Origin of the sequence: Duganella flavida, from assembly GCF_009857445.1 — a bacterium.
Taxonomy (GTDB): Bacteria; Pseudomonadota; Gammaproteobacteria; order Burkholderiales; family Burkholderiaceae_D; genus Rugamonas; species Rugamonas flavida.
In genome coordinates, this window is sequence record NZ_WWCN01000002.1 from 137358 (window position 1) to 152502 (window position 15145).

The 15145-nt window shown below is 59.3% G+C and carries 13 protein-coding genes, 1 pseudogene and 1 riboswitch; of the genes and pseudogenes, 6 read left to right on the forward strand and 8 right to left on the reverse strand.

Annotated elements, in window-relative coordinates:
• Window positions 1-58: 58 nt before the first annotated feature.
• Window positions 59-244 (forward strand): annotated as a pseudogene (locus tag GTP46_RS29605) (SDR family NAD(P)-dependent oxidoreductase); the annotation flags it as partial.
• 244 nt (window positions 245-488) lie between these two features.
• Here GTP46_RS29605 and GTP46_RS02960 read toward each other — a convergent pair.
• A complete protein-coding gene (locus GTP46_RS02960; RefSeq protein ID WP_161005134.1) occupies window positions 489-860 on the reverse strand; it encodes a YbaN family protein in 372 nt (123 codons plus the stop codon).
• 69 nt (window positions 861-929) lie between these two features.
• Between GTP46_RS02960 and GTP46_RS02965 the strand changes: the two genes are divergently transcribed.
• Window positions 930-1691, forward strand: a complete 762-nt coding sequence (locus tag GTP46_RS02965; protein ID WP_161005135.1) for a ThuA domain-containing protein — start codon at window positions 930-932, stop codon at window positions 1689-1691.
• Here the strand turns inward: GTP46_RS02965 and GTP46_RS02970 are convergent.
• A complete protein-coding gene (locus tag GTP46_RS02970; RefSeq protein ID WP_161005136.1) occupies window positions 1681-2376 on the reverse strand; it encodes a PEP-CTERM sorting domain-containing protein in 696 nt (231 codons plus the stop codon). The two genes, GTP46_RS02965 and GTP46_RS02970, sit on opposite strands and share 11 nt — an antisense overlap.
• 128 nt (window positions 2377-2504) lie before the next feature.
• A complete protein-coding gene (locus GTP46_RS02975) occupies window positions 2505-2945 on the reverse strand; it encodes a DUF2147 domain-containing protein (protein ID WP_161005137.1) in 441 nt (146 codons plus the stop codon).
• Window positions 2946-3055: 110 nt separating this feature from the next.
• Between GTP46_RS02975 and GTP46_RS02980 the strand changes: the two genes are divergently transcribed.
• Window positions 3056-3682 carry a helix-turn-helix transcriptional regulator gene (locus tag GTP46_RS02980; protein ID WP_161005138.1) on the forward strand — a complete coding sequence of 209 codons (627 nt, stop codon included), beginning with the start codon at window positions 3056-3058 and terminating at the stop codon, window positions 3680-3682.
• Window positions 3683-3700: 18 nt separating this feature from the next.
• Entirely contained in the window at window positions 3701-4666 is a 966-nt protein-coding gene (locus GTP46_RS02985; protein ID WP_161005139.1) for a threo-3-hydroxy-L-aspartate ammonia-lyase, read from the forward strand.
• Window positions 4667-4766: 100 nt separating this feature from the next.
• Here GTP46_RS02985 and GTP46_RS02990 read toward each other — a convergent pair whose 3' ends face one another.
• The 3 genes from GTP46_RS02990 to GTP46_RS03000 all read right to left on the reverse strand — a co-directional run bounded on the left by GTP46_RS02990 (window position 4767) and on the right by GTP46_RS03000 (window position 10269).
• Window positions 4767-7562: a valine--tRNA ligase gene (locus tag GTP46_RS02990; protein WP_161005140.1), complete on the reverse strand. Its 2796-nt coding sequence runs from the start codon at window positions 7560-7562 to the stop codon at window positions 4767-4769.
• A gap of 122 nt (window positions 7563-7684) precedes the next feature.
• Entirely contained in the window at window positions 7685-9793 is a 2109-nt protein-coding gene (locus GTP46_RS02995; RefSeq protein ID WP_161005141.1) for a xanthine dehydrogenase family protein molybdopterin-binding subunit, read from the reverse strand.
• An 11-nt stretch (window positions 9794-9804) separates the two neighbouring features.
• Entirely contained in the window at window positions 9805-10269 is a 465-nt protein-coding gene (locus GTP46_RS03000) for a (2Fe-2S)-binding protein (protein WP_161005142.1), read from the reverse strand.
• A 112-nt stretch (window positions 10270-10381) separates the two neighbouring features.
• On the opposite strand from GTP46_RS03000, the gene GTP46_RS03005 reads away from it, so the two are divergent.
• On the forward strand, window positions 10382-11200 hold the full coding sequence (locus tag GTP46_RS03005) for a crotonase/enoyl-CoA hydratase family protein (protein ID WP_202414112.1): 819 nt from the start codon (window positions 10382-10384) through the stop codon (window positions 11198-11200).
• On the opposite strand, the gene GTP46_RS03010 is transcribed toward GTP46_RS03005, so the two are convergent.
• Complete coding sequence (locus tag GTP46_RS03010; protein ID WP_161005143.1) at window positions 11201-12523, reverse strand: M20 metallopeptidase family protein; 1323 nt, start codon at window positions 12521-12523, stop codon at window positions 11201-11203. It abuts the gene before it with no gap.
• A gap of 202 nt (window positions 12524-12725) precedes the next feature.
• Window positions 12726-12986, reverse strand: coding sequence for a hypothetical protein (locus tag GTP46_RS03015; protein WP_161005144.1), 261 nt, complete (start codon window positions 12984-12986; stop codon window positions 12726-12728).
• A gap of 96 nt (window positions 12987-13082) precedes the next feature.
• Window positions 13083-13185, forward strand: a riboswitch (TPP riboswitch).
• A gap of 75 nt (window positions 13186-13260) precedes the next feature.
• Between GTP46_RS03015 and thiC the strand changes: the two genes are divergently transcribed.
• The gene (gene thiC / locus GTP46_RS03020; protein ID WP_161005145.1) at window positions 13261-15144 is read left to right on the forward strand and encodes a phosphomethylpyrimidine synthase ThiC; all 1884 of its coding nucleotides are present in this window, start codon (window positions 13261-13263) and stop codon (window positions 15142-15144) included.
• Window position 15145 lies beyond the last annotated feature (1 nt).

Here is a 15145-nt window from a genome sequence, read left to right on the forward strand (position 1 = left end):
GATCTATAGTTCACCTGTCGCCGGTGCTTTCCGGCATTCACCAAACAGGAGAACTACCATGAAAAATCGTGTTGCTGTCATCACCGGTGCGTCCAGCGGCATCGGCTTCGCTACCGCTAAACTGTTAGCCGCCCGCGGCGCCAAGGTTGCCGTGCTGGCCCGTCGCAAAGAAGTGCTGGATGAACTGGTCAAAGACATTCGCGCCGCTGGTGGCGAGGCTATCGCCCTGGCAGTGGACGTCACGAATCAAGCCTCGGTGGACGCTGCAGCGGCGGCGGTAGATGCTGCGTATGGTCCAGCCATTGAGCCGGGCATCACCGAGACCGAACTGCAAGGCCACTGGACCTTCCAGGGCGCCAAGGACAGGCCAAAGCATGGAGTTCCTGCAGCCGCAGGACATTGCCGAAGTGGTAGGCTTCCTGGCCACCCAGCCGAAGCGTGTGAACTTGCAACAGGTGGTTGTCATGCCAACCAAGCAGGGCACGTAATCACTTCTTATTGATATGCATGGTCGGCACGAAGCGGGTCAGGTAAATGGTCACGCAAGTGCCGATCAGCATGATCAGGAGGCGTACCCACGGCAACTCGGTGCGCCAGATCGAGTAGCTCATCGAGCCCCACATGAAAATCAAAATCCACACTTTGCCACGCAAGGGAATGCCGGCGCCGTTTTCGTAGTCGCGCAGGTATTTGCCGAAGACGCGGTTGTTGCGCAGCCAGCCGTGCATGCGCGGCGAGGCGCGCGCGAAACAGGCCGAGGCGAGGAGCAGGAAAGGCGTGGTCGGCAGCAGCGGCAGGAAGATCCCCAGCACACCCAGCACCACGGCGACGATGCCGATGAAGTTGAGAATGATTTTCATTTGGCTAAATCGTATCACCTTGGGTTAGACTATGACAAATGTTAGCGCTAACTTTAAAAGGAGGGGACGATGAAAAAACTGATGCTGGCCGCTGCGGCCGGGGTAATGATGATGTCCAGCGCATGGGCCGACACGCAGTACAAAATCCTGGTGCTGGCCATGCCGAGCAAGTACCACTACGAATACATCCCCATCGCGCGCGAGAGTTTTGAACGTCTGGGCAAGCTGCACGCGTTCGACATGACCTTCACCAACAAGCCGGAAGCCTTCGATGGCGACTTGTCGCAGTACGCCGCTGTGATGTTCCTGAATACGCCGCCGGAAGAGCTGAACGAAGCGCGCCGCAAGAAGTTCGAGGACTACATGAAAGCCGGCGGCAACGCCATGCTGGTGCACCGCTCGCTGATCATCCCGGCCAATACCTGGGTCTGGTACGAAAAGCTGATCGGTCGCCACACTGGCGTCCATCCGATGCTGCAAACTGGCGTGGCCGATGTGGTCGACAAAAAGCACCCGGCCACTTTCGGTTTGCCCGACCACTGGATCTGGAGCGATGAGTGGTATGTGTTCGACGATCCGTACAAGATCAAAATCAATCCGGTACTGAACGTGGATGAGAGCAGCTACGACCCGACCAAGATCTGGCCGGGGCAGGTGTCATACGGCATGGGCAAAGAGCACCCGGTGAGCTGGTATCACACGGTGGAGAAGGGCCGCGTGTTCGTCACGGCCCTCGGGCACGATGGCAATATGTACCGCGATCCGCAATACCTTGCCCATTTGATGGGTGGCATCTACTGGACTGCCACCGGCAAGGGAGTCAAGCAGTAGCGCGTTGCGTTGCGTTACGGCGACGCCACGCCAGCAGGCTAAGGCCAGCCATCATTAGCATGCCAGTACTTGGTTCAGGCACCGCTGAAATTAACTGGATCGATGTGACTGTAGCCGACACTTCGATGGTGTGGTCATCGGAGCCAAAATCATAAGTTAAACTGCGCTGATCAAAGCGGTTGAGATCGAGATTAGTCGGCAGGGCAGTATTGTTGAAGGCCGTGCCAGTCTGATCGAACAGAAAAATGTTAGCGTGCTGGTCAGGATCGATCCGCGAGGCGGTGGAGAAACTGATACCGTCTCCTCCTTCATAAGTTGTACTGTTGTTTAGGATGGCCATTTGAGGTGTTTCTGGAAATGCGGTCGAATCGAAATTCAATCCTCCTTGGAATGATAACGACATGTGCCCCATGTCTTTGTAGAAAACGATAGGCACGGGGACGCGCTTCTGAATTGTCCAGATCGGGGCAGAAGTGTCGTAACTCATGATGCCGTGCACGGTATCGTAGGTCCGGACGGTGTTGCCGAGGATGTTGACCGAGTCAACCCTGAACGGCAGGCTGGGGTCGAATTGGGCGATGCTTGTGATAGTCGCAGTGAATTCATAAGTAATGACTTCTGCTTGTGCCGAACCAAGCGTGAGCACTGTTGCTGTTGCTGCGAGCATTGATTTGATGAATTTCATATTGCCTCTCGACGAAATGCCACGGACGTGGAAAAATTTATTTTCAGATAATTATCCAATTGAAAATATTATTTCGTCAATAAAAAAGCCAGCATCAGGCTGGCTTTTGTTGTTGGTAGGACAAGAGGTTACTGCTCACGCACCCATGTCTGCGAGCGGCCCAGCATTGGTACGCCGATGTAGCCGCGCACGCTCAGCTTCTTGCCGCCATCGGCCAGGTGCAGCTTGCTTTTGTAGACCTTGCCATTGTTCGGGTCGAGGATCTCGCCGCCGCTATATTCGTCGCCATCCTTCTTCAGGTTGGACAGGATGGTCATGCCGAGGATGGGCTGGTCCTTGCGTGCGTCGCTACATTTTTCGCACTTTGGATTCTGGTCTTCGTTGGCATCGCGGAACAGCTTTTCGATCTGGCCGGTCAGCACGCCGTTGTTTTCGGTGATGCGGATCAGTGCTTTTGGCTTGCCGGTTTCATCATCGATGTTTTTCCACAGGCCGGCCGGCGAGCCGGTTTGGGCGAAGGCAGGTGCGATGCTCAGTGCGGCTGCAGCAATGAATGCGAGGAATTTCATTTTGTCTCCAAAGTTATAGTTGTCTGTCGATTATACGAACCTGCAGTAGCCTGAAATTAGAGGCTGACATCCAATTAAACAAAAAATCTAAAATAAGATAAAATGTTCGGATGAAAAAAACTGCCGAACATCGAAACCTGCTGGCGCAGATGCAGCACGTGGCGGAAGGGCTGGGCAAGACGCTGGCGCCGTTCTGCGAAGTGGTGCTGCACGACCTGACCGAGCCGGAGCATGCCATCCTGGCCATTCACAACAACCTGTCGGGGCGCAGCGTGGGCGCGCCTGCGACCGAGCTGGGTCTCGCACGCGCGGCCGATCCGGCGTTCGAACAGGTAATTGCCAACTATCCCAACACTTTCCCAGATGGCCGGCTGGCCAAGAGCACTTCGATCGGCATCAAGGACAGCCAGGGCCAGTATGTGGCGGCGCTGTGCATGAATGTCGACCTGACTGTGTTCCGCAGCCTGAATACCATGCTGACGCAATTTGGCAGCGTGGATGCGGCAGCCGCCGTCAGCGAGACCATGGCGCCGAATGGAGCAGACGCGATCCGCGTGCGTATCGACCAATTCGCAGCACGGCTGGGCACCACGCCGCGTGCGCTCAAGGCCGATGAACGCAAGGCCTTGATGCGCGAGCTGAAGGAAGCCGGCCTGAGCGATGTCCGGCGGGCGATGGACATCGTCGCCGCCTATCTCAACGTATCCCGCGCCACCGTGTACAACGATGCGCGCTAATCCACCAAGGAATCCATCATGAGCGAACTGAAACTCCCTACTTTTGCAGACGTGGTTGCGGCCTCGGAGCGCATCGCCGGTGTGGTGCATGCGACGCCGGTCAAGACTTCGCGCACTATCAACGAACAGTTGGGCGCCGAGGTATTCTTCAAGTGCGAGAACATGCAGCGCATGGGCGCCTTCAAATTCCGTGGCGGGTATAACTCGCTGGCCAAGTTCACGCCGGAGCAGCGTAAGGCCGGTGTGGTGGCGTTCTCGTCGGGGAACCATGCGCAGGCGATTGCGCTGTCGGCCAAGCTACTGGGCATTCCGGCCACCATCGTCATGCCGCACGACGCGCCGGCGGCCAAGGTTGCTGCGACCAAGGGTTATGGCGCACAGGTGGTGATTTATGACCGCTACAAGGAAGACCGCGAGCAGATCGGCCGCGACCTCGCCGCCAAGCACGGCCTGACCTTGATTCCGCCGTATGATCACGCGGACGTGATTGCAGGGCAGGGCACGGCGGCCAAGGAGCTGTTTGAAGAAGTGGGCGCGCTGGACTATGTGTTTGCACCGCTGGGCGGTGGTGGCCTGCTGAGCGGCACAGCCTTGGCGACGCGTGCCTTGTCGCCTGCGGCCAAGCTGTACGGGGTGGAGCCGGAAGCGGGCAATGATGGACAGCAGTCATTCCGCAGTGGCAGCATCGTGCACATCGAAACGCCGAAGACGATTGCGGATGGCGCGCAGACCCAGCACCTGGGCAACCTGACGTTCCCCATCATCCAGCGCGAGGTGGACGACATCTTGACCGCGACCGACGAACAGCTACGCGCCGAAATGCGCTTCTTCGCTGAGCGCATGAAGATGGTAGTAGAGCCAACCGGCTGCCTCGGCCTGGCAGCGGCGCGTGCAATCAAGGACCAACTGCAGGGCAAGCGCGTAGGCATCATCATAAGCGGCGGCAACGTCGACATTCCACGCTACGCCGAATTGCTGGCGTAAAAAATCCGGGGTCAGGTCCTCCATTTCTACACAAGCCCGGCCGTAGCAGGAGTTACCGCTGAGTGCGTGTAGAAATGGGGGACCTGACCCCGGAGTGTAATTAAGCTGCTGGCAGCTTGGCGATTTGCTCGCGCATTTTCTCCAGCGTGGCCGAGAAGTTGGCGACGCGCTCTTTCTCTTGCGCCACCACTTCCGCCGGCGCGCGCGCCACGAAGCTTTCGTTCGACAGCTTGCCATTGGCCTTATTGATCTCGCCTTCCAGACGGGTGATCTCCTTGCTCAGGCGCTCACGCTCGGCCTTGACGTCGATTTCCACTTTCAGCATCAGCTTGGTCGTGCCGACGATGGCCACGGCGGCTGGCGAATCCGGCAGCGCATCCACAATCTGCACTTCCGCCAGCTTGGCCAGCGATTGCACGTACGGTGCAAAGCTTTCCATCGCTGCCTTCTCTTCCGAATTGCCCGGCTCGACGATCAGCGGCACGCGCAGCGACGGCGACAGTTGCATTTCGCCGCGCAGGTTACGGGTCGCATCGGTCAGCGCTTTCAGCTGCTGCATCCAAGCCTCAGCCGATTCGTTGATGTTGGCGGTGTTGGCAATCGGGTACGGCTGCATCATGATCGAATCGCCGGTCTTGCCGGCCAGCGGCGCAATGGCTTGCCACAACGCTTCGGTCACGAATGGAATCACTGGATGTGCCAGACGCAGCACCACTTCCAGCACGCGCAGCAGCGTGTGACGGGTAGCGCGTTGCTGGCCTTCGGTGCCGCTTTGTACCTGCACCTTGGCGACTTCCAGATACCAGTCGCAGTACTCATCCCACACGAACTTGTAGATGGCCGAGGCGATGTTATCGAAGCGGTAGTCTTCGAAGCCTTTGGCCACTTCCAGCTCGGCCTTTTGCAGCAGCGAGATGATCCACTTGTCGGCGTTCGACAGGTCAGCTTCCGAAGCCGAGCAGTCTTTGCCTTCAGTATTCATCATCACGAAGCGGGTCGCGTTCCACAGCTTGTTGCAGAAGTTGCGGTAGCCTTCAGCACGGCCCAGGTCGAAGTTGATGTTGCGGCCCAGCGAAGCGTACGACGCCATGGTGAAGCGCACCGCATCGGTACCGTAGGCAGCGATACCTTCCGGGAATTCCTTGCGGGTGGCTTTTTCAATCTTGGCCGCGTCTTTCGGATTCATCAGGCCGGTGGTGCGTTTTGCGACCAGCGCATCCACGCCGATACCGTCGATCAGGTCGATCGGGTCCAGGGTGTTGCCCTTGGACTTGGACATTTTCTGACCTTGCGAATCGCGCACCAGGCCATGCACGTACACGGTTTCGAACGGCACTTTGCCGGTGAAGTGCGCGGTCATCATGACCATGCGCGCTACCCAGAAGAAGATGATGTCGAAGCCGGTCACCAGCACCGACGATGGCAGGAAGGCCTTGATATCAGGCGTTTCTTCCGGCCAGCCGAGAGTCGAGAACGGCACCAGCGCGGACGAGAACCAGGTGTCCAGCACGTCGTTGTCGCGGCGCAGCGGCGCGGTGATGCCTTTGGCCGCCGCTTGTGCGATAGCTTCTTCTTCGGTCTTGGCGACGAAGATGTTGCCGGCATCGTCGTACCATGCCGGGATCTGGTGGCCCCACCACAGTTGGCGCGAGATGCACCAGTCCTGAATGTTGTTCAGCCACTGGTTGTAGGTGGTGCTCCAGTTCTCCGGCACGAATTTGATTTCGCCCGAGGAGACTTTTTCCAGCGCCACTTCAGCGATGGATTTGCCCGGATTGAAAGTGCCTTCCGGAGCAGGCTTGCTCATGGCGACGAACCACTGGTCGGTCAGCATCGGCTCGATCACCACGCCGGTACGGTCACCGCGCGGCACCATCAGCTTGTGCTTCTTGACTTCTTCCAGCAGGCCTTGGGCGTCCAGGTCGGCGACGATTTTTTTACGCGCTTCAAAGCGGTCCAGGCCACGGTAGGCTTCCGGTGCATCGTCAACGATTTTGGCTTCCAGCGTCAGGATCGATGGCATGTCCAGCTTGTGGCGTTGGCCGACGGCGTAGTCGTTGAAGTCGTGCGCAGGGGTGATCTTCACGCAGCCAGTACCGAAGGCTTTATCGACGTATTCGTCGGCGATGATCGGGATTTCGCGGCCGACCAGCGGCAGTACCAGCATCTTGCCGACCAGCGGCAGGTAGCGTTCGTCGGTTGGGTCCACGGCTACGGCGACGTCACCCAGCATGGTTTCAGGACGGGTGGTGGCGACGGTCAGCGAGCCGCTGCCATCGGCCAGCGGATACTTGATGTACCACATCGAGCCGTCTTCTTCTTCCGACACCACTTCCAGGTCGGAGACGGCGGTGCCCAGCACCGGGTCCCAGTTGACCAGGCGCTTGCCACGGTAGATTAGGCCTTGCTCGTGCAGGCGCACGAAGACGTCGGTCACGACTTTCGAGCGTGGCTCGTCCATCGTGAAGTATTCGCGCTGCCAGTCCGGCGAGGCGCCCAGGCGGCGCATCTGGCCGGTGATGGTGGAACCGGATTTCTCTTTCCACTCCCAGACTTTTTCAATGAATTTTTCGCGGCCGAGGTCATGGCGCGAGATTTTCTGCGCGTCCAACTGGCGCTCCACCACGATCTGGGTGGCGATGCCGGCGTGGTCGGTGCCCGGAATCCAGGCGGTGTTATGGCCCAGCATGCGGTGGTAGCGGGTCAGGCCATCCATGATGGTCTGGTTGAAAGCATGGCCCATGTGCAGGGTGCCGGTGACGTTCGGCGGCGGCAGCTGGATGCTGAAAGAAGGTTTGCCGGCGTCGAGGGTGGCAGTGTAGTAACCGCGCGATTCCCACTCGTTGCGCCAGAATTGTTCAATGTCGGCAGGCTCGAAAGACTTGGCTAATTCCATGATTTCCAGATTTAAATTTGGCGAAACGACCATTATAAATGACACGGCAGGCCGTGCGCTGGAAACTGGCACGGCCTGCCGTGGAATTGCATGGTATTTTTACTATTTTTACTGGTTTTACGTCATGCTGCCTGTATGTTCTCCGAAGATAGCGGCAGTTTGCGCAGCCGTTTGCCAGTGGCGGCGAACAGGGCGTTGGCCACGGCCGGGCCGATCAGGGCGGTGGCCGGCTCGCCGATGCCGCCCGGTTTTTCGGTGCTGGGGACCAGTGTCACGTCCACTTTCGGCATCTCGTTCATGCGCAGGATGGGGTAGTCGTGGAAGTTGGTCTGCTGCACGCGACCCTTGTCGAGCGTGATTTCGGCGCCCAGCGTGGAGGTCAGGCCGAAGGCGATGCTGGACTGCAGTTGCGCTTCCACCGTGTCCGGATTGACCATCTGGCCGAGGTCCGCCGCCACCCACACATGGTGCACTTTGATGGCGTTGTCCTTGACCGAAATTTCCACCACCTGCGCCATGTAGGTGTCGTAGCCTTCCATCAGGGCGATGCCGCGATAGTGGCCTTTCGGCAGCGGCTTGCCCCAGCCGGATTTTTCCGCCGCCAGTTTCAGCACCTTGGCAAAGCGCGGCTGCTTGTCCAGCAGCGACAGGCGGAACTGGTAGGGATCTTTGCCCGCCGCATGCGCCATCTCGTCGATAAAGCTTTCGTTGGCAAAGGCGTTCAACGCGTGGCTGACTGAGCGCCAGTAGCCGACCCGCAGGCCGCTGTCATGCTCGATCAGTTCCGCCGTCATGTTGGGAATGTCGTAGCCGACCACGGCCGCTTCGGCCATGAAGGGATCGAGCGTGCCTTTGGGCAGGCCGAAGGCGCGCTGGGTGACTGATTGCGAGGTGAGCTGCAAGGTCAGCGCCACCGGCTTGCCGGCTGCATCGAGGCCGCCCGCCATGCGGTGCAGCGCCATCGGGCGGTAGAAGTCGTGGGTGGTGTCGTCTTCGCGCGTCCACAGCAGCTTGACGGGCTTGCCGACGGCTTTGGAAATCTCGGCCGCCTGCACCGCGAAGTCGTATTCAAGCCTGCGTCCGAAACCGCCGCCGAGGAAGGTGGTCTTGACCGTGACGTCTTCGGGCTTGAGGCCGACCGCATTGGCGACATTGCCTTGTGTGCCTTGCTGGAACTGGGCCGGGCCGATCACCAGGCACTTGCCGTCCTTGTAGTGGGCGGTGAAGTTTTGCGGTTCCATCGTAGCGTGGGCCAGCAGTGGCGACCAGTATTCGGCTTGCAGTTTTTTGGCAGCGCTGCCCAGCGCTGCGGTGGCGTCGCCGGTTTTCTTGATCGGGATGGTGGCGTCGTTGGCTTTGCGGATGCCGTCTTTCATGGCGGCGTTGTCGATGCGCGCGCCGGGGCCGTCGTCCCACTTCACTTCGAGTGTTTCGCGGGCTTTCTTGGCGCGCCAATAGCTGTCGGCCACCACCGCTACGCCGTCGTGGATTTGCACCACGTCGATCACGCCGGGCATGGCCTTGGCTTTGCTTGCATCGAAGCTCACCACCTTGCCGCCGATGACCGGGCTTTGCTCCAGCGATGCATACACCATGCCGGGCAGTTTGACGTCGATGCCGTATTCGGCGGTGCCGTTGACTTTGTGCGCCGTGTCGAGCCGCTTGGTGGGCTTGCCGATGATCTTGAAATCCTTGGGATCTTTTAGCGTGACTTTTTCCGGCACTGGCAGTTTGGCGGCGGCTGCGGCCAGCTGGCCGTAGGTGGCGCTCAGCCCACCGGGGCCGGTGACTTTGCCGTCTGCCGCGCTTAGCTTGGCGGGATCGATTTTCCATTGATCGGCGGCGGCGGTCACCAGCATGGTGCGCACTTGCGCGCCAGCGATGCGGAGTTTTTCCCAGCCTTCGCGCACCGAGGTTGATCCGCCGGTCAGCTGCCCGCCCAGCAGGGCGTTGACGTAGACCGGCGCTACCGGCGCGATCTCGACTTTAATTTTGCGGATATCCACGCCCAGCTCTTCGGCGATCAGCATGGGCAGGGAGGTGTACACGCCTTGCCCCATTTCCGATCGGGCCGACAGCAGCGTGATGGTGTTGTCGTCGGCGATGTGGACCCAGGCGTTGGGCGTGTGCAGCGTGCCAGCGGCATCGGCTGTTTCCAGCAGCGCGGGCAGGAAGACGCCCAGCGTCAGGCCCGCGGAAGTTTTCAGGAAGTCCCTGCGATTCGTCGTCATGGCCGTCTCCTTTACGCCTTGCGCATTTCTGCGGCGGCAGTCTTGATGGCGGCGCGGATGCGGTTATAGGTGCCACATCGGCAGATATTGCCGCTCATGGCGTTCTCGATGTCGGCGTCGCTGGGATTTTTATTGGTGCGCAGCAGGGCGGCGGCGCTCATCAGCTGCCCGGATTGACAGTAGCCGCATTGCGGCACGTCGTGCGCGATCCAGGCTTTTTGCAGCGGGTGGGAATTGTCTTTGGAAAGCGATTCGATGGTGGCGACCTGTTTGCCAGCCACCACCGAAAGCGGTGTCTGGCAAGAGCGGATCGGCTCGCCGTTGAGGTGAACGGTGCAGGCGCCGCAGAGCGCCATTCCGCAACCAAACTTGGTGCCGGTCAGTCCGATTTCATCGCGGATCACCCACAGCAGCGGGGTGTCCGGTTCGGCCTGCGCGGTGACTTCCTTGCCGTTAAGCTTGAACTTTGTTGCCATGTCTACCCTCCAGGAATATGCATGTCACGGGAAATAAATAATAGCGTATTTCCTCTACGACAGAATCGGTTCAGGCCGCTAATATGTGGCTACCAACAAAAAGGAGACATGCATGATCCCAACGCTTGAAGCAGTCAGCATTTCCGTTGACGGCCACATCGCCACCATCCGCCTGAACCGTCCGGATAAGCTCAATGCAATGAACCTTGCTATGTGGCATGACATCCGCACGGCATTCCGCTATGTCGACGAGACGCCGGAGATACGTGTGGCGATCCTGGAAGGCGAGGGCAAGGCCTTCACCGCCGGCATCGATTTGCAAATGATGATGGGCGTGGGCGCGCAAGTGCGCGACGAATGCGATGGCCGCACGCGCGAAAACCTGCGCCGTGTGATTCTCGACTTGCAGGATACGCTGACCAGCCTGGAGCGCTGCCGCAAGCCGGTGCTGGCCGCCGTGCATGGCGCCTGCGTCGGAGGCGGCATTGACCTGATCAGCTGCGCCGACATGCGCTACTGCTCGTCGGATGCGTGGTTCACCATCAAGGAAATCGATATCGGCATGGTGGCGGACGTAGGAACCCTGCAGCGCTTACCGCGTTTGATCGGCGAAGGCATGGCGCGCGAGCTGGCCTACACCGCACGCAAGTTCGATGGCGCCGAAGCGAAAGAGATGCGCTTCGTGAACCGCGTGTTCGAATCGCCGGAAGCGCTGCGTGAAGGCGTGCGTGAAATCGCCGCGTCCATCGCGGCCAAGTCGCCGCTGTCGGTGCGCGGTGTGAAGGAGATGATCAGCTACGCGCGCGACCACTCCGTGGCCGATGGCCTGAACTACGTCGCCACCTGGAACGCAGCGATGCTGATGTCGGCCGACCTGCAAGCCGCCATGATGGCCGGCATGAGCAAATCCACGCCGACCTTCAAGGATTGATTACTGCAACAAGGCCGTGGCCACCGAGGTCATGGCCTTGACGCCTGTGCGCAGGCTAGGTTCTGGCACTGGCTTGAAGCGGCTGGTGTGCGCGCCGGGGATGGCTTTGCCGCCGGCCTTGGCCGCCGCCAGTTCGGCCGGATCGGCGATGCCAAGGCCGAACATCACGGTCGGGATCTGGCGGCCGGGGAGGCCGAACAGGCCGAAGTCCTCGCTGTTCATCACCGCATCATCTTCAAACACGTTGGCCGCGCCGAGGGCGCCGGTCAGCGCGGTCTTCACCCTCGCGTTCAATGCAGGATTGTTGTGCATGGACGGCAGGGTTTCTTTCTCCACCACCGTCACGATAGGCATGCGGTCTTCCGGAATGCCGGCCGATATCGCTACGCCGCGCGCGATCCTCTTCACGCCATCGACGATGATTTGATTGGCTTTGTCGCTGAAGGAGCGCGTGGTCAGTTCGAGTTTGACTTCATAAGGAATCACATTGCGCTTGGCGCCGCCGTGGATCGATCCGACCGTCACCACGGCTGGATCGCGCGGATCCTGTTCGCGGCTGACGATGGTTTGCAACTGCACGATGAATTGGCCAGCCATCACGATAGGATCTTTGGCGTTCTGCGGCTCCGCGCCGTGCGCACCGATGCCGCGCAAGACCACGTCGATGGAAGTAACGCCGGCGGTGGTTGGGCCGCTGGTGACGGCCACTTGTCCGGCGGCGCGGCCCGGCGTGTCGTGCAGGGCGATGGCGAAGTCTGGTTTGCCGAAGCGTTCGTAGAAATTATCGTTCAACAGCGCCTTGGCGCCGTCGGCGGTTTCCTCGGCCGGCTGGCCGACCAGGACCAGCGTGCCTTTCCACTGTTTGCGCGTCGCAGCCATCATGCGCGCGGTGCCGATCAGGGTGGTGGTGTGGATGTCGTGACCGCAGGCGTGCATCACGCCGATGTCTTGTCCTGCCGCGTTCTTGGTGCGCACCTGGCTGGCGTAAGGCGCGCCGGTTTCTTCGATGATGGGCAGGGCGTCCATATCGCCGCGAATCAGCAAGCGCGGGCCTGGACCGTTTTCGAGTATGCCGACCACGCCATAAGCCTGGCTACCGTCGGCAAATTTCCCCACGCGCTCAGTGACCTTGAAGCCGGCCTTGCGCAACTCATCCGCGACAATCGCCGAAGTCTTCACCTCTTGGTGCGACAGTTCAGGGAATTGGTGGATTTGCTTGTAGATGCCGACCAGCGAAGGAAGATTCTCTTCCAGCGGATCAGCGGCAAACGCAGCGGAGATAGTCAAACACGATACGGTCAAAGCACAGGCAAACTTCTTCATGGCGTTCCTTATGTGAGCGGTTCGCCAATCAGTGTATGCGTGCTCTTACGCGCTGGCAATACTTGGTTTCCTGCTGTGTGGAGCTGGAGTCTCACCATCAGACATGCAACCCCAAAAGTCTGTATAGCGGACTAAGTATCCCCCGCCTTCCTCGGCAGTCAATTTGTGGATCTCGTATGGATAGTCTTCTAGCTTATACATATCAAACTCCCTTCACAAAAAGAACAAATTCTTTTACGTAATGTACTTTGATGACGCCGTGGCTCGGCACGGATAAAAGCTGCCCATCATCTTGCTTAAAGACGCAATGGCTGCCGTCCATGTGCCATTCAAGACGATGCCGCTTGGCGATGGTCTTCAGTTCCAGTAGGCGCCAATTTGTTGGGTTGGCACTCATGGCCGCGTATAGCTTTTCTGCTGCTTTATTCATCGTATGGCTCTCGATAGGGCGGGTCAAGCTCATCAGAACCTGTTTTTTGCTGGGCGGTGTAGTGCGAGCGCAGAAGACCGTTGTCGGAATTGAGAAGACGGGCGTATAATCGGCGCGCTGCCGCAAGGTGGCAAACGCTAGGGGTCCTGCGGCGCGCATGCGCAGCGGGTGAGAAATACCCTCCGAACCTGATCTGGATAATGCCAGCGAAGGGAAGCTTAGGATAACGCCGCGCCACCAATCCATCTGTGTGCGGATCGTCGTTCAACCTCCTTTGCTGGCTCCTGTAGCCCAACAAAGGAGCCAAATGAACGCCAACCTGAAATTCATGTCCGCCACCGCTACGGTGGACGAGGCAGCAATCAAGCCACTTCCCAATTCCCGCAAGATCTACGTGCAAGGCAGCCGCGCCGATATCCGCGTGCCGATGCGTCAAGTCTCGCAGGCCGATACGCCTGCATCGTTTGGCTTTGAAGCCAATCCGCCAATCTACGTCTACGATACTTCCGGCCCGTACACCGATCCGGAAGCGAACATCGATATCCGCTCCGGCTTGACCGAGACGCCGCGCATGCCGTGGATACTGGAGCGCGACGACACCGAGGAACTGGATGGTCCAACCTCCGTCTACGGCAAGGCGCGTCTCGCTGATCCTGCGCTGGAAGAGCTACGCTTTAACCTGCACCGCAAGCCGCGCCGCGCACGTGAAGGCAAGAACGTCACGCAGATGCATTACGCGCGCCAGGGCATCATCACGCCGGAGATGGAGTACGTCGCTATTCGTGAAAACCTGCGCCGCAAGGAGTACATCGAGAGTTTGAAGACGTCCGGTCCTACCGGCCAGCGTCTTGCTGATTTGATGGGGCGCCAGCATCCAGGCCAAGCCTACGGCGCTGCGATTCCTGCCGAGATCACGCCGGAATTCGTGCGCGATGAAATCGCCCGTGGCCGTGCCATTATCCCTGCCAACATCAATCACCCGGAAGTGGAGCCGATGATTATTGGCCGTAATTTCCTTGTGAAGATCAACGCCAACATCGGCAACTCGGCGGTGACGTCGTCCATCGGCGAGGAAGTCGAGAAGATGACGTGGTCGATCCGCTGGGGCGGCGATACGGTGATGGATCTCTCCACCGGCAAACACATTCACGAAACGCGCGAGTGGATCATCCGTAATTCGCCTGTACCTATCGGCACGGTGCCGATTTACCAGGCCCTGGAAAAAGTCAACGGCAAGGCTGAAGACCTGACCTGGGAAATCTACCGCGACACGCTGATTGAACAGGCGGAGCAGGGCGTCGACTACTTCACCATCCACGCCGGTGTGCTGCTGCGCTACGTACCGCTGACGGCCAAGCGCATGACGGGCATCGTCTCGCGCGGTGGATCGATCCTGGCCAAGTGGTGCCTGGCGCATCACAAGGAGAACTTCCTGTACACGCACTTCGAAGACATCTGCCAGATCATGAAGAAGTATGACGTGTCGTTCTCGCTGGGCGATGGCCTGCGTCCGGGCTCGATCTACGACGCCAACGATGAAGCCCAGCTGGGCGAGTTGAAGACGCTCGGCGAGCTGACGAAAATCGCGTGGAAGCACGATGTGCAGGTGATGATCGAGGGCCCCGGCCACGTGCCGATGCAGCTGATTAAAGAGAACATGGATCTGCAATTGGAGCAGTGCCATGAAGCGCCGTTCTACACGCTGGGACCTTTGACGACCGATATCGCACCGGGTTATGACCACATCACTTCCGGCATCGGCGCGGCGCAAATCGGCTGGTACGGTACGGCGATGCTGTGCTACGTGACGCCGAAGGAGCACCTCGGTTTGCCGGACAAAAATGACGTCAAGGACGGCATCATCACTTACAAGATCGCGGCGCATGCTGCCGATCTGGCCAAGGGCCATCCGGGTGCGCAGATTCGCGATAACGCGCTGTCCAAGGCGCGCTTTGAATTCCGCTGGGAAGACCAGTTCAACATCGGTCTCGATCCGGACAAGGCACGTGAATTCCACGATGAGACTTTGCCGAAGGATTCCGCCAAGGTGGCGCATTTCTGCTCGATGTGCGGTCCACATTTCTGCTCGATGAAGATTACGCAGGAAGTGCGCGCGTATGCGGAGGAGGGCATGCAGGTCAAGGCGGTGGAGTTCATCAAGAACGGCGCTGAGTTGTACAGCAAGGCCTGAC

Coding starts and splice junctions, on each gene's coding strand:
- GTP46_RS02960 (WP_161005134.1), bottom strand. CDS start 860: ATGAAAATCATTCTCAACTTCATCGGCATCGTCGCCGTGGTGCTGGGT.
- GTP46_RS02965 (WP_161005135.1), top strand. CDS start 930: ATGAAAAAACTGATGCTGGCCGCTGCGGCCGGGGTAATGATGATGTCC.
- GTP46_RS02970 (WP_161005136.1), bottom strand. CDS start 2,376: ATGAAATTCATCAAATCAATGCTCGCAGCAACAGCAACAGTGCTCACG.
- GTP46_RS02975 (WP_161005137.1), bottom strand. CDS start 2,945: ATGAAATTCCTCGCATTCATTGCTGCAGCCGCACTGAGCATCGCACCT.
- GTP46_RS02980 (WP_161005138.1), top strand. CDS start 3,056: ATGAAAAAAACTGCCGAACATCGAAACCTGCTGGCGCAGATGCAGCAC.
- GTP46_RS02985 (WP_161005139.1), top strand. CDS start 3,701: ATGAGCGAACTGAAACTCCCTACTTTTGCAGACGTGGTTGCGGCCTCG.
- GTP46_RS02990 (WP_161005140.1), bottom strand. CDS start 7,562: ATGGAATTAGCCAAGTCTTTCGAGCCTGCCGACATTGAACAATTCTGG.
- GTP46_RS02995 (WP_161005141.1), bottom strand. CDS start 9,793: ATGACGACGAATCGCAGGGACTTCCTGAAAACTTCCGCGGGCCTGACG.
- GTP46_RS03000 (WP_161005142.1), bottom strand. CDS start 10,269: ATGGCAACAAAGTTCAAGCTTAACGGCAAGGAAGTCACCGCGCAGGCC.
- GTP46_RS03005 (WP_202414112.1), top strand. CDS start 10,382: ATGATCCCAACGCTTGAAGCAGTCAGCATTTCCGTTGACGGCCACATC.
- GTP46_RS03010 (WP_161005143.1), bottom strand. CDS start 12,523: ATGAAGAAGTTTGCCTGTGCTTTGACCGTATCGTGTTTGACTATCTCC.
- GTP46_RS03015 (WP_161005144.1), bottom strand. CDS start 12,986: ATGAGCTTGACCCGCCCTATCGAGAGCCATACGATGAATAAAGCAGCA.
- thiC (WP_161005145.1), top strand. CDS start 13,261: ATGAACGCCAACCTGAAATTCATGTCCGCCACCGCTACGGTGGACGAG.